8 protein-coding genes are annotated in these 18,436 nt (G+C 64.9%); 4 read left to right on the top strand and 4 right to left on the bottom strand.

Annotation, left to right across the window (positions count from 1 at the left end):
- Positions 1–39: 39 nt before the first annotated feature.
- Together KVY23_RS00315 and KVY23_RS00310 are read left to right on the top strand one after the other, a co-directional pair.
- Positions 40–687, top strand: a complete 648-nt coding sequence (locus KVY23_RS00315; protein ID WP_230554809.1) for a Pr6Pr family membrane protein — start codon at positions 40–42, stop codon at positions 685–687.
- Positions 688–697: 10 nt separating this feature from the next.
- Complete coding sequence (locus KVY23_RS00310) at positions 698–1,972, top strand: aspartate aminotransferase family protein (protein WP_230554808.1); 1,275 nt, start codon at positions 698–700, stop codon at positions 1,970–1,972.
- On the opposite strand, the gene KVY23_RS00305 is transcribed toward KVY23_RS00310, so the two are convergent.
- Complete coding sequence (locus KVY23_RS00305; RefSeq protein WP_230554806.1) at positions 1,956–2,189, bottom strand: hypothetical protein; 234 nt, start codon at positions 2,187–2,189, stop codon at positions 1,956–1,958. The two genes, KVY23_RS00310 and KVY23_RS00305, sit on opposite strands and share 17 nt — an antisense overlap.
- Before the next feature lie 66 nt (positions 2,190–2,255).
- Here KVY23_RS00305 and KVY23_RS00300 point away from each other — a divergent pair, with 66 nt between their 5' ends.
- Positions 2,256–2,909, top strand: coding sequence for a hypothetical protein (locus KVY23_RS00300; RefSeq protein WP_230554805.1), 654 nt, complete (start codon positions 2,256–2,258; stop codon positions 2,907–2,909).
- Positions 2,910–2,949: 40 nt separating this feature from the next.
- Here the strand turns inward: KVY23_RS00300 and KVY23_RS00295 are convergent, their stop codons facing one another.
- Positions 2,950–3,621 (bottom strand): PhzF family phenazine biosynthesis protein, encoded by a 672-nt coding sequence (locus tag KVY23_RS00295; RefSeq protein WP_230554803.1) that lies wholly within the window; start codon positions 3,619–3,621, stop codon positions 2,950–2,952.
- 499 nt (positions 3,622–4,120) lie between these two features.
- On the opposite strand from KVY23_RS00295, the gene KVY23_RS00290 reads away from it, so the two are divergent.
- Positions 4,121–5,083 (top strand): ABC transporter substrate-binding protein, encoded by a 963-nt coding sequence (locus KVY23_RS00290; RefSeq protein ID WP_230554801.1) that lies wholly within the window; start codon positions 4,121–4,123, stop codon positions 5,081–5,083.
- Positions 5,084–5,152: 69 nt separating this feature from the next.
- Here the strand turns inward: KVY23_RS00290 and KVY23_RS00285 are convergent, their stop codons facing one another.
- Entirely contained in the window at positions 5,153–11,581 is a 6,429-nt protein-coding gene (locus KVY23_RS00285; protein ID WP_230554799.1) for a non-ribosomal peptide synthetase, read from the bottom strand.
- The gene (locus KVY23_RS00280; RefSeq protein WP_230554797.1) at positions 11,578–18,420 is read right to left on the bottom strand and encodes a non-ribosomal peptide synthetase; all 6,843 of its coding nucleotides are present in this window, start codon (positions 18,418–18,420) and stop codon (positions 11,578–11,580) included. Before KVY23_RS00280 ends, KVY23_RS00285 begins: the two co-directional genes overlap by 4 nt.
- Between the last annotated feature and the right edge of the window lie 16 nt (positions 18,421–18,436).

The raw sequence follows: 18,436 nt of genomic DNA, 5'->3' as shown, positions 1-18,436 counted from the left end.
GCGGGAGAATTTCGGGCAGCGTCTGTGCAAGGATCGGGTATGGCTGTGGAATCCGACCCGCACTCCGTCGCCCCGCCCGCCTTGCGCACCGCCATACCGATCAGGGTTGTGCGCGTGGCGTTCGCAGCACTGACCGTCGCAGCGTTGGCGACCATTCTGGCTTCCGGATTGGAATCTCCGACGTTCTCGGTCGTCAACTTCTTCAGCTACTTCACCGTTCTGAGCAACGTGCTCGCCATTGTTGTGCTGGCAGTGGGCGGTCTGGTGGATCCGCAGGGTCGGCGATGGCAACTCCTTCGGGGCGCGGTCACGCTGTACATGGTCATCACTGGCATTGTTTATGCGGTCCTGTTGTCGAACATCGACGTCGGCGTCGCAGACGGTTGGACGAACGACGTAGTGCACCGGATCATGCCGATCGTGATGTTGATCGATTGGATCGCGGTGCCGACCCGACACCGAATTTCCGAAGCGCAAACGATGCTGTGGTTGGCGTTTCCACTGGTCTACGGCGTCTACACACTTGTCCGCGGACCCATCGTCGACTGGTATCCGTACCCGTTTCTCGATCCGCGGTCACAGGGGTACGTAGCGCTCACGATCGGGTTGATCGTGTTGACGGTAGCGTTCGGCCTGATGGCTCTGGCGGTGAACGCCGTGGGTCGGCTCGTGCGGCGGCCCGACTAAGCTTCGAGCCATGTCTTCTCCAGAACCGGGTGCATCACAAGAGCCGACGTACGAATCCACTCACTCCGCCCTGTGGCACGGGTTCGCGGATATGGGGGCCGTCACCGCTAGTGGACCGTTCGTCGTCTCCCGCGGCGAGGGCGCGCACATCTTCGATCGCGAGGGCAACAAGTACCTCGACGCTACCGCAGGGCTGTGGTTCACCAACGTCGGTCACGGACGGACCGAGATCGCCGACGCAGTCGCAGCTCAGCTCGGTTCCCTGGCTCACTACTCCAACTTCGGTGACTTCGTGCCGGAGACCACATTGGCTTTGGCCGAGCGTCTGGGCGAGATCGCACCGGTCGCCGGAAGCAAGGTCTTCTTCACCTCGGGTGGGTCCGATTCGATCGACACGGCCGCCAAGCTCGCCCGGCGCTACTGGCATGAGGTCGGCAAACCTGGCAAGACGATGATTGTCGGCCGGCAGAAGGCTTATCACGGCATGCACGTGGCGGGGACGTCGCTGGCCGGCATCGCTGTCAACCACGAGAACTACGGCGTCCTGATGCCCGATGCCAGAACCGTCGCCTGGGACGACGCGAAAAGCCTGCTGTCGCTGATCGAGGAGGTGGGCGCGGACAAGATCGCAGCGTTCTTCTGCGAGCCGATCATCGGGGCCGGCGGTGTCTACCTCCCACCGGCCGGCTATCTGCAGGAAGTGCGTCAGATCTGCCGCGACAACGACGTGCTCTTCGTCGCCGACGAAGTGGTGACGGGCTTCGGCCGCATCGGTGGATCCTGGTTCGCTTCCACACGATTCGACCTGCAACCCGATCTGATTGCCACAGCCAAAGGCCTCACCTCCGGCTATGTGCCGATGGGCGCTGTCTTCGTTGCGCCGCACATCGCCGATCCGTTCTTCTCCGGTGGTGTTTGGTGGCGTCACGGGTACACCTACGGCGGCCACGCCGGTGCTGCGGCTGCCGCGATGGCGAACCTCGACATCATCGAACGGGAGAACCTGCTCGACGACTCGGCACGGCTCGAGGCGACATTGCACGCTCACCTCGCTCCACTCGCGCAGCACCCTCGCGTGCAGGAGGTGCGCAGCGGATTGGGTGCTGTCGCGGCAGTGCAGCTGACCGATCCGGCCGAGGCGTTGCCGTTGGTCAAGACGTTGCGCAAGCACGGTGTATCCGGGCGAGCCGCAGGTCAGGGTGCGATGCAGATTTCACCGTCGTTCGTGATGACCGATGCCGAGGTCGAAGAGTTGGCGAGCCGATTCCTCACTGCTCTCGGCTGAATCGACGTTTCAGGCGCCGCAGACGGGTCGTCGGTTCGGTAATGGCAAAGCCAGTGGAGGCGGTCGCGGCGGCTGCTTGAGCATGACGTGCGTGCAGTCGGGCACGGACCTCGTCCGGTTCGTAGGCGCGCCGCGCCCGTTCGTTGCGCACCACGAGGGCTCCCGTCGCCGCAACGCCCACGACCCCGGCGAGACCGAGGATCTTCCACATCTTCATCGCTCAACCGTACTGTGGCCCGACGCCGGCCGGGGCGATCCGGGCTCCCGCTCTAGGCTGTCGATCATGACTGCGTCGCGAATCGACCTGAACTCTGCGCTCGATGCGACTCGAACCGGCGATATCTGGATCTTTCGTGGCCATTCGCGGGCAGACCGGGCGATCCAGACATTGACCAACAGTCCCGTGAACCATGTTGGCATGGCCGTCGTCGTCGACGATCTCCCGCCTCTCATGTGGCACGCGGAGCTGGGAAAGTCTCTGCAGGACATGTGGACCGGCAACTACCAGCGCGGGGTGCAGCTGCACGATCTACGTGAAGCGGTGATGCAGTGGTCGAACAAGTACGAGCAGCGTTGTTGGCTCCGCCAACTGAGCCCCGCCGTCACGCGCGAGCAGGAGGATGCGTTGATGCGCACCATTGCGCGCATGGACGGCACCGCGTTCCCGACAACCGCGAAACTCACCGGCCGCTGGTTTCTGGGACGCCTACCCAGGTTGCGCGACTTGTCGGATTCGGGCGGCGGCCCGGGCTCTGCCGCCGCGCTCGAAACCGCGTACTGCGCCGAGGTGGTTGCGCTGACCTACGATGACATGGGACTGCTGTCCGGCAACAAGAAAGCCAATTGGTTCGACCCCGGAAAATTCTGGAGCGGCGACCGTCTGCCGTTGGCGCCAGGTGTGAGCTTGGGGGACGAGATCGCCGTCGAAGTCCAATGAATCCGAAGTCTCATGAATCCGAAGTCTCGTGAATCCGACGTCAGACGGTGAACGTTTTCTCGGCGACTGTACGGCCGCCGAGTTCGATCCACCCGTCAGAAAGTGTTGTCACGAGCTGTGATCCACGTCCCTGTGTGATGGTGAGTCCGCGTCCGAGCGCGTCGGTGATCCGTACCGCGGCGGCTCCGGTTGCCTCGTCCTCGGCGACGCCCATGCTGGGTGCGAACATCCGAGATCGAATTTGTCCCGCTTCTTCATCGATCCATGCCCACACATAGTGGTGACCCTCGGTGAACGCCGTTGGATCCGTTGCCTCGACCTCGTCGACGGACGGAACGTGATGGAGCTCGAACTCCGGTGCCCAGGCTGCTCGAGACCTGACCCAGGTCATGTCTCCGTCGTAGCGGACGCGCACGTTTCCTGCCGGGACGGAGAGAGTGTGGACCGGGGTGCCTTGCCCACGCAGCCACCATGACAACCCGACCGTCGGATGGCCGGCGAACGGTAGTTCGACGGCAGGAGTGAAGATGGTCGCCGAAGCGATCTGCGATCCGTCGGAATCGACGAAAACGGTTTCGCTGAAAGCGAGCTGGGCGGCCAATTCTTGGCGCTGGGGTTCGGCTACGGCGGCGGCGTCGACGATGCCGAGCGCATTTCCCTGTTGGCCCGCATCGTCGGTGAACACTCGAACCACAGAAACATCGATCTCCATGAGTTGAGAATGTACAGCCCGAGGACGTGCAACGTATTCGACTTGCAGCCGAGTGCGGCAATGGCCCGGACGCGTAGTGCGCACAGGCCATTGCCTATAGAGCAAACGAGGCGACTAGTGCGCGTCTCCTAATTGGGGTCGTTTTCGTTTTCGTCGCGGGGCGGTGGTTATGCCGTTGATGAAGGCGCGAACTTTGGAGGTCAGGTCGGTGACAGAGGTGAAGAACCCGGCCTCCCGTTTTTCGCGCCGGTACCTCCAGCCGTGCCGCTAGCCCAAACAGCCACAAGAAACACTGTCGATGCGAAGCGACGCGTGATGCGCACCCCGGGTATGGCGAACCAACTGCACCGAACTCAGGTCGGGTTGGTTAGTCTTCCAACATAGGTAAAGTTTGCCTAACTTGAACGATGGGGAAAGTATGCGGATCTTCACGATTTCACCGACTCGAGCTCCCGCCTCTCGGCGCACAGTAAGCACTGCATTCGCAGTGCTTACTGTGGTGGGTGCCACCGTATTGAGTGGATGTTCCTCCTCCGACAACGGACCGGCTGAGTCGAACGAAGCCACCTCGGAGTCGGGCTTCAGCTACGTGGACGGCCGCGGGGAAACAGTCGAGCTCGACGCGGTTCCGTCGCGTATCGTGGCCAGTGAACAGGCCGCAGCAGCATTGATCCCGTTGGGAATCAAGCCGATCGGAATCTGGGGAGGGAGCTCCTTCGAGTCGTCGATCCCACTTCGCGGCCTCGATCTCGACGGGATCGACAGCGTGGGGCAGGCGTACGGTGACATCGATGTCGAGAAAGTCGCAGCGCTCGACCCCGATGTGATCATCACCGGTTGGTACGCCGGCGACGCCTACGGTGGCCTCGGTCTGGAAACGTCCGACCTCGCCAGGAAGCTCGAACAGGTTGCACCGTTCCTCGCGGTCTCCGCTCAGAAGCCCTCGTCCGAGACGCTGAAGGACTACGAGGCCCTCGCCACAGAACTCGGTGCCGAAATCGATACCGAATCGATCAAGACAGATCGTGACGCCTATGACTCCGCGGTCGCCGGCCTGAAGGAAGCAATTGCAGCGAAGCCGGGTCTGACTGCGATGGCCATTTCCCCTTCGGATCAGTACTACGTCGCGATCAACGACGAGTTCCCCGAACTACGCGACTACAAGAACTGGGGCCTGACGCTTCTCGAGTCCGACGTTCCACGCGCCGCCGACTCGGGATCCTTCACTCCGGTGAGCTGGGAGAACGTCGGTCAATACCAGCCGAATCTCATTCTGCTGGATACTCGCTCGTATTCGACCCCGTTGGCCGAGCTCGAGGCAGACCGCCCGACCTGGGCTTTGGTGAATGCGGCGGAGGCGGGCAACATCGCCGATTGGACTACCGACGCGACCAACAACTATGCGAGCTACACCGCGCAGATCGTCGACCTGACAGCAGCAATCGACAAGACGACCGTGTAGGTCCACAGAGTCGGACCGCGGGATCGGACCCGGGCACCCCCACCTCGGCACCTTCGAGGTGGGGGTGTCTCATCGGATGCGGGCCCAGATGTAGTCGGCCACTCGTTGCCCGAATACGGACCAGTTGTGCGCCTGACCGAGCTGCGCATGTTCGAGGTCGACAGAGTACGCATCCAAGGTTCCGGTAATTCGGTCCTGCCACTGACGGTCCCGCCGTTGCTGCATCTCGAGTGGGGTTTCACGAGAGGCTCCGATGAGCAAGGCATCGCCGACGTGGCGGACGAGCGTCGGCGGTATCGACAGTGAGAGGTGACGGCCGAGGGTGCGTACCAATCGGTCCTGCACCTCGGGGACAAAGCTCGACAGCAGCGGATCCGTCTGCATCTGGCGGTGGAAATTGCTTTGGGCCTCTGCGATTCCGTTCTGCGACAACTCTTCACGTTCAAGTGTGTCCGCCTCTGCGACGTTGGCGTAGGAATCGAGCAGCACCAGCGACGCCACTACTTCGCCCTGCTCGTGCAGATGCGCGGCGATCGCATGTGCGAGCTGCCCTCCGAAAGACCAGCCGAGCAGGTGATACGGCCCGTGCGGTCTCACGGCTCGGATCCGCATGACATGGTCCTCGACCAGTGCTTCGATCGACGTCAACTCGATCGCGTCCTCGCCGCTCTGCAAGGCCGGGTCCTGAATGGCGTACACCGATATCGATGGATCCAGATATCGAAGTGCTCCGATGTAGGACCAACTCAGACCGCCGGCCGGCTGCAGGCAGAACACTGCGGGATCGCCGGCCTGGCGCAACACCACCAACGGTGCGAGCATGCTGTCTCCGCCGCCGTCGATCACTGCCCGTGCCAGACCCGCCACTGTCGGGTGGGCGTAGATCTCGCGCACACCGAGATCGAGATCCACTGTGCGCAATCGAGACGTCAACCGTACGGCGGCCAGGGAATGCCCACCCAAGGCAAAGAAGTCGTCGTCCCTGCCGATCTCGCTGACGCCCAGTACATCCTCGACCGCGGCTGCGATCAGCGCCTCGACATCGCCGCGTGGACGGTCGACCGACTCGGTGTTCTCCGACGGCGGCGGCAGCGCCCCGACGTCGAGTTTCCCGTTGACCGTCAGCGGGAGACTGTCGACCACCTGCACCGATGCCGGGACCATGTAGGTCGGTATCAGTTCCCGCAGGCCGTCTTTGACCGCTGATGCGTCGATGTCCGACGGCACTGTGTCGTCGACGAGCACGTATGCGGCCAGTTCCGTGCTGCCGGCCCGCTCGAACACGGTCACTGCGGCGCGCAGGATTCCGGGTAGCCGCAGCAGGGTGTCCTGTATCTCCCCGGTTTCGACGCGGTGCCCTCTGATCTTCACCTGGCTGTCGGCGCGGCCGTGATAGGAGATCAACCCGTCCGGGTCGCGCGATACCAGGTCACCGGTTCGGTACATCCTGGAACCGTCGTCGGCGAATGGGTTCGCGACGAACCGTTCTGCGGTCAGCGCAGCTCGTCCGTCGTATCCGCGGGCGAGGCCGGCACCCGACAGATACAGCTCGCCGATGACGCCGGGTGCCGATTGCCGCAGCGCGGTTTCGAGTACGTGTGCGGTCGTGTTCAGAATGGGCCGCCCCAGCGTCGGCGTCGACCGGTCCTGTACGTCCGCACCGAGTGCGTTGATGGTGTACTCGGTGGGCCCGTAGAGGTTGTAGCCCCCGGTCCCGGGTGCCTCGCGTAGGTTCGACCACAGGCGGTCTCCCACCGCTTCGCCGCCGAGCGAGACGAAGACCAGGCCCGCGGCGTTGTCGTCCTCCGGGGTCGTTGCTCGGCACCGTGGACGGTCCAGTAGACCGGCGTCGACGAGAAGCTCACCGTAGGTCGGTGTGACGTCGAAGGCATCGATCTTCTCCTCATCGAAGTAGTCGAGGAGAATCACCGGATCGCGGCGCGTCTGCTCGTCGATGACGTGCACGGTGTGCCCCTCCAACAGCCAGAACAACTGCTCCCACGATGCGTCGAACGAAAAGGACGTGGTGTGCGCGATCGCCAGCTGCCGATGCCCGGCCCGGGCGACGACGGGCTCGAAGATCTCCGTGCGGTGGTTGACGAACATGTTCGTCAACCCCCCGTAGGGAACTGCAACGCCTTTGGGGCGACCCGTCGATCCCGACGTGTAGATGATGTAGGCAAGCTGGTCGAGACGACGCGTGAACGTGCCGGTCGGCGTCGACTCGTTCTCGCCGGACACCAGCAATTGCTGACGGACACCGTCGGTATCGAGTTCGATCACGGCAGCGCACTCTGCTGCCGTGATGCTCCGCAGAGTTGCCGCCAGCGTGCTCGTCGTGAGAACGACGTGTGGGCGCGATTCGCGCACGATGTACTCGATGCGGTCCGGTGGCATGCCCGTATCGACCGGAACGTAGGCAGCTCCTGCGGCAAAGACACCGAACAGTGCCTCGACCATGAGCTCGGTACGGGGGAGGAAGAGCATGACCCGCGATTCCCCGACCACGCCGTGCGATCGCAAAAACGCACCGAGGTTCACCGCGCGCACATGCAGATCGGCGAAACTCCACCGGACATCTCCGGCCACCAACGCCAGGTCGGTCGGTCGGTCTGCTGCGCGTGCGGCGAACAGATCCCACACCGTTTGCTCGGGTACATCCGAGCCGCGTGCACCCGAGTGTCGCTGCGTCCACGCGAGCTCGTGCGGGGTGAGCAGAGCGATGCGTGCCGCTGCCTTGTCCGGCCCTGCCGTCAGCGCAGCCAGCGCCGCCCGATAGGTGTCGGCGACCGCTGCAGCCTGGGCAGCGTCGAGCGCGTCCTGCTGATGCATCATCCTCACACGCGCACCGGATTCCATCGGTGCGACCACCACCGTCATCGCGTAATGCGTTGCATCGCTCAGTTTCTGGTCGACAACCCGAAGTTCGCCATCTGGGCCCAAGCGCTCGTCGGGAGGGACGACCGGAATGTTCTGAAAGACGAACAACGTATCGAACAATCCACGGTGCCCAGCGCACTCCTCGAGATCGGACAGCGCGAGGTATGGATGAGTCAGCAGTGGTCGCCGCTCGTCCTGGATACGGGCCAGGTGGTCGCGAGCTGTGAGACTGGGGATGAGCCGCACCCGCAGTGGCACGGTATTGAACAGCAAACCAAGGAGCTCGTCGATACCGGGGATCTCGGCCGGGCGCCCGGACACCACGGTGCCGAACACGACGTCGTCCTGGCCGGTGAACTTCTGCAGCGTCAGCGCCCACGCCAGTTCGTAGACGATGCTCATCGTCACGCCGGTCTGAGCGGCGAGTTCTTTCACGTCGCGGGTCAGTGAGCGGTCGAGGTAAAAGACAGAGTCCGCCGAACGGGCCGGATCGACCGAGGCTGCGGTGTGCCGGGGAGCAAGCCGCGTCGGTCCCGGCGTGTCGGCGAGCTGGCGCTGCCACATCTGCAGGCCCGCATCACGATCGCGAGTTCGCAGCCACATCATGTAGTCGTCGTACGATGCTCGGTAGGTCGTCTCGACGTGCCCGGGCCGGGTGTACTCGTCGAGAATGGCCCGCAGGAATCTCCAGATCGACCACCCGTCGAGAACGAGATGCTCGATGGTGAACACCATCGCGCTCTCGCCTTCGGGGAGCAGCACCACGCCCAGTCGTACCAGCGGCGGCTGTAGAGGGTCGAAGCCCGCTGCAGCTTCGCGCTGCTCGAAGCGGGCCAGCTCCGCTCGAGCCGAGTCGACGTCGAGATGCCGCAGATCCTTTGTCGACCAGGGAATCTTGACCGTCCTTGGCACGGCGGCAACGGTGCGCTCACCGAGTTGGACATATCCCGCACCGACTTGCGGGTGTGCCGCGAGTACAGCGTCGGCGGCGCTCCGCAGTAGATCGGTATCGAGCGAACCGGACAGCTGCATCACGGTCTGCGAAACGTAGACGCCCTCGCTCTGTCCGCCGAGCTGCTGATGGAAGAGTAGGCCGTCCTGCAGCGAGGTCGTCGGGTAGATCGCTCGGAGCGGGCCGAGGATCGACACCAGATATCGACGCTCCCGCGCGTCGAGTCCGGCCATGTCGGTACTGCGATCGATACCGTCTGCAAAGACGTTGTCCGTCAACGGATTCGTCCCGGAGCCCGCCGTGTTCATCCTGGTCGCGATCGCCGTCGCCAGATGCGCAGCACACGACGCGGCGTCGGAGTCGGTGAGTCCGGACACCGAACACACGCACGACCACGAACCGCTGTGGGCTCGAAGGAACCGGACGTCGATTCCGGGCTCCGAGGCACTCTGCACCGGCTGGTACCCCTCGGCACTCGAGATATGGATGCGGACGTGCAGATCGGCATCGGGTAGGTCGTCGAACACCCCTGGGGTGTGTTCACTGAGGTGTGCGGCCACCTGGAAGGACGCGGCGTGCTCGGGGTCGGCGTCCGCGCCGAGCACGCTGCCGGCGTCGATTACGACGGGTAGTCCGCGGCGCAGGGAACCCACTGTCCTGGAGCCGTGTTCGGTGCCTCGGTCTCGGTCGGATTCGTCGACCCACACCACCATCGACTCGAGTCCGAGGACGTCCGTCATCACCTCGCGCACCGACTCGAGGACTGCCGTCCGGGTTACGGCAGTGCTTGGAAGTCCGGTCGTGGTCAGTGCCGCGGAGCTCTCGGCACCCTGGCTCGCGGGTGGTGCCTGCACCGGCGCACCGCCGCGACGCCCCACCCGCCGGTCGAGTACGGCCACTGCCGCGTCCACGATGTCGAGCCACGACTCGGCGTGGTCGACGATCGAGAGGTCCTGCGCCAGCTTCTGATCGAGGCGTGCCCACTGTTCGGAGGGAGCCACCGACACACTGACCACGGGTCGATCACCGGTCAACGCGTCGAGGAGGGAGGGCCACGATTCTTCGTCGACCACCGTTCGAGTCATGTCGACTCGCAGAACACTCTCGTCGATCCAGGTGGCTCGAAGACCCGCCTCACCGATATCTCCGAATACCGTTCCTTCTCTGGCGATTCGAGATCGTTCGAGGATCTCCGTTGCCGCCAGCGAGGTAGGCACGAGCATGTCGCCGTGGGTGTGGAGTTCGGTGGCGAGCGCATCGTGCCGAAGGTGGAGGCCGATGAGCGCCGCTTGGGCGCGGCGGGCCTGGCGCTCGGACAGGGTGAGCGTGCGCGACCACCTGCCGGGGCTCGATCGACCGCGTCTCGGGATGTGGTCCGAGGTCGGCGGAGTCTGTCGGGGGAGCAGTTCGGAGATACGGCGAGTCGGATCTGCGACCGCCTGTGCCGCGATCAGCGTCATGTCGTCGAGAATCGTCTGAACAGTCCTGTGGTCGAACAGTTCACGGCGGTAGACGATATCGAGGCCAAGCCGCCCCGATCGACCTCGTGGACCGATTGCGACGATCAGATCGAACTTTGCCGACGCGTCGTCCGGTGGGCGGAGGACTCCGTCGACGGGCCCCAGCGACACCGGCTTCGGCCTCGTGTCCACCTCGGCGATCATCACCTGAAACAGCGGATGCACACCCGGGGTTCGCTCGGGTCGAAGCCAGTCGACGACATCGTGGAAGGGGGTAGCGCGATTGTCGACACAGTCGAGGGTCGAGCTTCTCGTCCGCGCGGTCAGCGCGGCAACGGTGGGGTCGCCGGTGAGGTCGGTGGGGAGCACTACGGTGTTGACGTAGAGCCCCACCGCGTCCGCCACAGCGTCCGGTGGCCGGGTATCGACGGCCGTACCCATCGGGATCCGGTTGCCGCCGCCGTGGGCACGCAGCGCGAGTGCAGCGATGATCTGGAGAAAGACCAGTCGGCTGATGCGATGCGTCGTGCAGAATTGCTCGATGTCATCGGCGAGGAACGCGGGCAGGACAGTCTCGATGATCTGCCCCGACGTCGACGGTACGTCGCTACGAGCATGATCGAGCGGAAGATCGACGGGCTCGACATACGGTGCGAGTGTCCTCGTCCAGAACGGCTGAGAAGCAGCAACATCGGTGGCATCTTCATCGGCCGCATAGTCCGCGTAGTCCACCGCCTGCGCGGCCCATACGGGCGTCTCGCCCCGCACGCGCGCGGCGTACGCGATCTCGAGATCGTTCAGCAGGATCGGCACCGAACCACCGTCGGCGGCGATGTGGTGCACCGTCAAGACCAATCGCGAGCGGTCGTACAGGTCGGCGGCGAACGGGATCTCGGTACTGAGGTCGAACGTGCGCGGTCGGTAGGGCTCACCTCGACAGTCCGCTACCTCGACCGCGGGGTCAGGTCTCAGGTGGCGTAGTACCGTGCCGGCGTCGTTCGAGTACACACTGCGCAGTGAGGAATGTCGTGTCGCCACATCAGCGAGGGCACCGGCGAGGACGCCCAGATCCGGATCCGACGTCAGGTCGAGGTGGATCGGCATGGTGTACGCATGGCGGTCCGTTTCCATTTGGTCGAGAAACAGCATCCGCTCCTGTGCACTCGACGCTGGACCGGTGCGTGCGGACGCGTGGGTGTGCGTCATAGGTGTACTCCTGATGCAAGGGTGCCGAGAAAGTGCTCCGCCACTGTCGACGCGGTGAGGTCCTCGGAGAGTGCGAGGTGATGGACGGACAGCTGTGCGGACCACCCGGCGGCGTCGTTTTTGTCGACGAGGATGTGCAGCAACGGACCGGTGTCGATATCGATCGCGTTCGTGTCATCGGCCTGCTCTTGCTGCCCTGACCTGTCCCCATCGGCGATGTGCACGACAGTTCCCAGTTTTACTGCGCCGAGATGTACCTCGAAGGCCTTCCACAATCGGCGGCGTGTGCGGTCGATGCGGGTGCGCAGGGCAGGGAACGTCTCCATCAGCGCCGTCGCCGCCTGGCGGACTTCTGCATCGAGGTCGCTCGCGGTCACATCGACGCGGGCGGGGATCTCGACCTGCACCGTCTCGATGCGGTCGTCGATGTCCAGACCCGACTTCACGGCAACTTTCGCCAGGTCCGGGAGAGGAACAGCAATGTCTGCACGGGCGCGGCTGTCGTGCACGGAGGTGTTCGTCGCCTCCGCCATCGTGTCTTCGAGGGCGGCCTCGGCGAGCGCTGCGACGGTGCGGAGGTCGAATATGTGCATTTCGGTGATACGCCAGCCGTGTCTGCGTGCGAGGGTGACTGTGCGTATAGCGCTGATGCTGTCGCCGCCGATTCGGAAGAAGTCGTCGTCGATTCCGATGGCGGCAGCCTCGATTCCCAGTGCTTCGGCGATGGCAGCACGAATGGCGATCTCGCGGCAGTTTGTCGGTGCTCGATCACAAGGCGCGCAGTCGTCACGGAAATCGATGGGGGGAAGCGCGTTGCGGTCGAGTTTCCCGCTCGAGGTCAGGGGGATCTCGTCCAGTGTCGCGATACGGGCCGGAATCCATGATGGGGGGAGGATACGTGTGATCGTTGCGCGTATATCACTCTCGTGCAGTGTGTTTCCGGTTTCGGGGACGACGTATCCGACCAGTCGTGGCCCGGCCGGTGTGTTCTGCTGGGCCGCGGCGCTCGACCGGACGCCGGGATGGGCGAGGAGCGCGGCCTCGACCTCGGCCAGTTCGATGCGTTGCCCGGCCAGCTTGATCTGGCCGTCGGTGCGACCGAGGTACTCGATGCTGCCGTCGCGTCGTTGTCGCGCACGGTCGCCGGAGTGATAGAGACGGGCCCCGGGCGCGTCGGCCCGAGGGTCGGCCACGAATCTGCTCGCGGTCAGTGCGGTGTTGTGGTGGTAGCCGCGGGCCAGTTGCGCTCCGCCGAGGTAGAGGTCTCCTTCGGTGCCGGGGAGCACCTCGTCGAGGTTGTGATCGAGTATGCGGCAGTGGGTGTTCCACACTGGGGTGCCGATCGCGACGGTGCGGTCTGCAGCCGGATCGCGGCCCGAGACATTCTCGGCCGTGACGTCGATAGCGGCTTCGGTGGGGCCGTACAAGTTCAGCAGGGTCGCCCGCGGGAAGGCTGCCGCTACCGACTGTGCGTGCTGCGGTGTCAACGGTTCTCCGCTGCATACGATCAGTCGCAGTGCCCTGGCGTCGAGGACTTTGCTCGCGGGTTCGGACGTTGCTGAGGTCAGGAATTCGCTGAGCATCGAGGGAACGAAGTGGACGATGCTCACCTCGTGCGCCGCGATGAGCTCTGCCAGGTGTCGGGGATCTCGGTGGCCACCGTCTTCGACCACGACGATCGACGTTCCGGTGACGAACGGGAGAAAGATCTCCCACCCCGAGACGTCGAACGACGCGGGGGTCTTCTGCAGGAACACGTCGGTAGCGGTGATTGCGTGATGCTCTGCGGCCCAGAGCAAGCGGTTGACGATGGCCGAATGGGATACAGCGACGCCCTTCGGTCTTCCGGTCGACCCGGACGTGTAGAGGACGTACGCCGGATGGTCGCCCCGCAGCGGGCGTCGGCGCTCGGAGTCGACGACCGGGTGCGTCGGTAGCGCGGCCAGCCGAGTCACTACCGAGGGGTCGGCGAGGTCGATCAGCGGCACGTCCGAGGAGGGAAGGCGCGCTGCGATATCGGCGGTGGTGACGATCGTGGCGGCCCCGGAGTTGTCGAGGAGGTATCGAATCCGTGCTTCGGGGAGTCCTGGATCTAGGGGCACGTAGGCGGCTCCGGAGTAGGTCACGGCGAGGAGCGTGACGATCAGCTCGGGTGAGCGATCGAGTGCGACCGCCACGACGTCCTCGGGTCCATGACCGGAGTCGATGATCAGTCGTGCCAGTGCGGCTGCCTCGCCCAGGACGGATCCGAGATCTCGGCGACGACCGTCGAAGATCAGCGCCGCACCGTCCACCGGGGCTGTGCGCGTGATGATCCTGTCGAGCGTCAGATCCGGTTCGATGTCCCGTTGCGCGCCGTCGAGTCGGGACAGGGTGGCGCGGTCCTGGGCGTCGAGCAGATCCAGTGCTCCGACCGGCAGGTCCAGCGATGCCGGCATCCGCTTGAGCACCGTCTCGATTCGCCGCATCAGTGTCTCGGCGGCGTCGGTGTCGACGACGTCGGTTGCGTACTCGATGGTGAGCCCGAGTGCCGAATCGTATTCTTGCAGGGTGACACTGATGTCGTACTTTGCCGTTCCGGTGTCGACGGGCAGCCGGTCGGTGTCCAAGTCGCCGAGGGACAGAGCGCCGCCGCCGTCCCGGTGCGGTTGGTGGATCACCATCACGCGCACCGGTGGCTGCTCTCGCAGCGCCGGCACCGCCGCAACGATGTCCTCGTACGGTGCCGTCGAATGCGCGAGCGCGTGCAGGGTCTGGTCGCGTGCACGCATGAACAGCTCTCGCAGGGTGGGGTTTCCGCGTAGATCCGCACGGAGCAGCACGGTGTTCAGGAAGAAACCTACTTCGTCGTCCAGATTGCTGTCGGTGTCGTCGTGGCCCGTGTGCTCGGATCGGATCGACATCGGCGACGCCGTGAGGAACTGCTCACCCGATCCGCACGCCCGCAGTGCGATCGCGGTGGCCACCTGAGTGGCCATGTACATGCTCGCCCCGCAGGTGCGCGCCGTAGCCCGTACGGCCGTCGCGACATCGTCGGCGACGACGCGTCGTATCGTCCGACCCGGACGTGCGCCGACGTGGCGTGCAGGCCGCCAACCCGGTACCTCGAGTACCGGCGGTAGCGGGGTCAGATGTACTCGCCACGAAGCGATCTCGGCATCGTGGTCTTCCTCCACCAGCGCTTGATGGGGCGGCGGTGTACCCAGGTCTACCGGTGTCCGGCCGGCGCTGCGTGCGGCGTAGGCACGGGAGAGGGTCCGCAGCAGTGCCGGCTCGGACCATTCGTCGGTGGCGATGTGGTGGACGGCGAGAACAACTGTCGCGCAGTCTTTCTCGTCTTCATGAGTGAATATGCTGGCGCGCAGCGGAATGGACTCCGACGGATCGAATCGTTCCCGCAGGTACTGCTCGATCGCGTACGGGACGTGCGTCGACGACACGACGTGATGCCGCAAGGGAGGGGACGAGCGTTCGTCGCTCGGGTCGAGGATCTGCACTGTCAATGCTCCGTCGTTCTCGACGTACAACGACCGCAGTGACCGATGACGTGCGGTGACGTCGGCCAGCGCCTGTTCGAGGGCAGGCGGGTCGAGGGGGCCGGTGACCCGGAACGCCAGCGGCACCGTGTAGGTCCCTCCGTGTCCACTCAGCCTGTCCGCCAGCCACATTCGTCGTTCTCCGGCGTTCATCGGCCGGGTGCGCGTTTCGATCTCCACCGTGCCGTTGCTGCTGGGTCTGTCAACGGTGGTGGGCGCGTCGGCGACGTCGATGTATGCCGACAGAGCTGCGATCGTCGGGTGATCGAACACAGCCCGCACCGATATCTGTACGTTCAGATCCCGGTTGACCCGGGTGGCCAGACGCATCGCGGCCAGCGAATCTCCGCCCAGGGCGAAGAAGTCGCTGTCCGGACCCATGGAGTCCAGTAGCGCTCGGGGTCCGGAGTCCCGGGCGAGCAGGGTCGCGACGTGGCCGGCCAACCGCAGCTGCACGTCGGTCAGCGAACCCGGCGGTGAACCTGCGACGTCGGGGACGGGCAGGGCTCGGCGGTCGACCTTGCCGTTGACGGTCGTGGGAAAGGCGTCGAGCACCATCAGGTGTGTAGGGACCATGTGCTGAGGTAGCAGCGTTGTCAGATGCGCGAGAACACTGCGAGAGAGGTTGTCTGAGTTCGGTTCCGCGTCGTCGGTCGGGACCACGTATCCGCAGAGCATCGGTGATTGAGCTGCGTGCACGAGTACGACGGCGGCGCGAACCTGGGGATGCGTGGCTGCGGCGGCTTCGATTTCTTCCAATTCCACGCGCATGCCGCGGATCTTGACCTGGTTGTCGGCTCGGCCGAGAAAGTCGAGTGTTCCGCCGTCCGTCCAGCGAGCGCGGTCACCCGTTCTGTAGGCACGTCCGCCGACCTCGACGGCAAAGGGATCGGCGACGAATCTCGCGGCAGTCATGTCCGATGCGCCGACATAGCCGCGGCCGAGCAGGTCCCCCGCCGCGTAGAGCTCGCCGCCCATGCCCAGGGGGAGCGGCCGAAGACGGTCGTCGAGCACGTACAACCGGCACCCCGGATTGGGCTGCCCGATCGAGGTCGATATTCGGTCGGATCCGGTCCTGTCGTACACCACGTGGGAGACCCCGATGGTCGCCTCGGCGGGCCCGTACCCGTGATAGAGGGTCCCGCTCATGCGAGAGCGGAACCGAGCGAACAGTTCCGGGGTGAGAACTTCACCGCCGCACCACACGTGCCGAACCCCTGCCATCGCATCGGTTCCGGCGCTGGTTTCGAGGAGCACATCGAGCATGGAGGCGACGAGATACACGAAGGTCACTCGTTCACGAGATATCAACTCCAACAATCGCTGCGGGTCTCGATCCTCGCCGGGCCCCGCCACGACCACGGTTCCTCCCGAGCACAGCGGGAGCAGCAGCTCGTTGATCGAAATATCGAACGCCAGCGGCGCTTTGAACAGACTGGCATCACCTGGCCCGACCTTCAGAATGTGCTCGATCTGCCATCTCATCCGGCTCGCGATGGCCTCGTGTCGGATCATGGCCCCTTTCGGTCGACCCGTCGAACCCGAGGTGAAGATGACGTATGCCAGGCCGGCCCCGTGACGCAGCACTCCCGATGGCGCACTGCCGGGCCGATTCTCGTGCTCCCACCGGTCGAGGGCCACCGCTATGGACAGCGCCTCGGTGTCCTCATCGCACCCGGAGCTTCCCGGTCCTCGTAGCGCCACGCTGATGTTCGCGTCGTGGACCACCGCACTCCTGCGGGCCTGCGGCCACTGCGGGTCGAACGGGACGAATGCTGCTCCTGCGGCGAGGACGGCCATGACGGAGACGACCATCTCGGCCGACCGAGTCATGTCGATGGCTACCCGTGCTTCGGGGACGACTCCTGCTGCCACCAGTGAATGCGCGAGTTGGTTCGAACGGAGCCTCAGCTCCGAGTAGGTCAGTCGGGTCCGGCCTGCGACGACGGCAGTCGCGTCGCCCGTCCGCGCCGCCCAGGACTCGAACATCTGCACGACGTCCTGGTCGGCGAGACAGTGGCCGGTCTCGTTGACGTCGGTGACGAGCATCTGCAGGTGTTGCGACGAGGCCAGAGGCAAGGAGTCGATCGGAGCATTCGGTGCGGCGGTCGCGGCGTCCAGAAAAACTGCCAACGCGTGCGCGTGGGCTCGGATCTCCGTGCCGGCGCTCGCGCCTCGTACCTCCATTGCCAACCACGAGCATTGGGGGTTCGCACGGTCGATGGTGCCCTCCACCACGAATTCGAGGTCTGTCACGGGACCGAGCCAACACTGACGCAGTCGCGCTCGCTCGCCGCCGAACATCGGGTCATTCTCGGCCACCAGGACATTGACTCCCGGTGCCACAAGCGCGGAGTCCCCTCGGTGTCGCCGCAGAAGCTCGGTCACCACCTCGGGTGCGACCGCGGTGTGAGCGCGCATCCCCGTCAGGGTGGAATCGACTTCGGCAAGCACGTCGACGACAGTCCTGCTGCGTGCGTGCTCGAGCACGAACGGTACGACGCTGGACGTCATGGCGATCGGTGATCCCGCCGGTGCGTGACCGGCGATTGCCAACCGAATGGATTGCTGCCCTGCTGGTCTGGTCGTTGCGGCGTACGCGCTGAGGAGACCGACGACAGCGCGGCGCGGCGATGTGTGCGATCGTTCGGCCAATGCGAGTACTCGCTCGGCGATGTTCTCCGGTAGGTCGATCGCTGCGTGGGAGACGGACAGTCCCGTGTGTTCGAGCAGGCCGTGATCGTCGGGCAGGCTCGCGACCACCGCATCCCAGTAGTCCCGGTCCTCGCGCGGCGACGCGGTGTCGGTTCGCGAATGGGTCGATCGGTTGGTCCGAACATCGTTATAGAGGTCAGCGACGCGTTCGGTGAGTGCGGCGACCGACAGACCGTCGATCACCACGTGATGGTAGGCCTGAATCCACCACAGCCGCCCGTCGTCGGCGGCGGCGACGATGTGGTGGTGCATCGGACCGATGTCCGGCGACCCGATCCGCGACCGAGCGTCGGCGACCAGCGCATCGATATCGGTGTCCGACCCGGTCGTCGAGTGAGTCTCCAGGCGTCCGGGCACCGCGTCGACGATGTCGAGATCGCCGTCCGCTGACGGTGTGAACGCGCGATCGAGCTGCGGGAGTGCGGCGAGCGTGCCTCGGAGCGCACTGTGGAAGCGTGCGAGGTCGGTCGCCCTGGGCAGCTCGAGTCGCCAAGCCAGCGAATAGGTGCCCTCCCCGCCGTCGATCTGGGCGGCGGTCCAGACTGCTCTCTGCGCGGGGGTGAGTCGGGGTGCGTCGAGCATGGTCATCGGGGTCTCCTTGTCG

The organism is Rhodococcus sp. I2R, from assembly GCF_020889545.1.
GTDB lineage: Bacteria > Actinomycetota > Actinomycetes > Mycobacteriales > Mycobacteriaceae > Rhodococcoides.
The sequence above is the reverse complement of the archived record's forward strand: the minus strand, read 5'-3'. Positions and strand labels throughout refer to the sequence as shown.

Coding starts and splice junctions, on each gene's coding strand:
- KVY23_RS00280 (WP_230554797.1), bottom strand. CDS start 18,420: ATGACCATGCTCGACGCACCCCGACTCACCCCCGCGCAGAGAGCAGTC.
- KVY23_RS00305 (WP_230554806.1), bottom strand. CDS start 2,189: ATGAAGATGTGGAAGATCCTCGGTCTCGCCGGGGTCGTGGGCGTTGCG.
- KVY23_RS00310 (WP_230554808.1), top strand. CDS start 698: ATGTCTTCTCCAGAACCGGGTGCATCACAAGAGCCGACGTACGAATCC.
- KVY23_RS00295 (WP_230554803.1), bottom strand. CDS start 3,621: ATGGAGATCGATGTTTCTGTGGTTCGAGTGTTCACCGACGATGCGGGC.
- KVY23_RS00300 (WP_230554805.1), top strand. CDS start 2,256: ATGACTGCGTCGCGAATCGACCTGAACTCTGCGCTCGATGCGACTCGA.
- KVY23_RS00285 (WP_230554799.1), bottom strand. CDS start 11,581: ATGACGCACACCCACGCGTCCGCACGCACCGGTCCAGCGTCGAGTGCA.
- KVY23_RS00315 (WP_230554809.1), top strand. CDS start 40: ATGGCTGTGGAATCCGACCCGCACTCCGTCGCCCCGCCCGCCTTGCGC.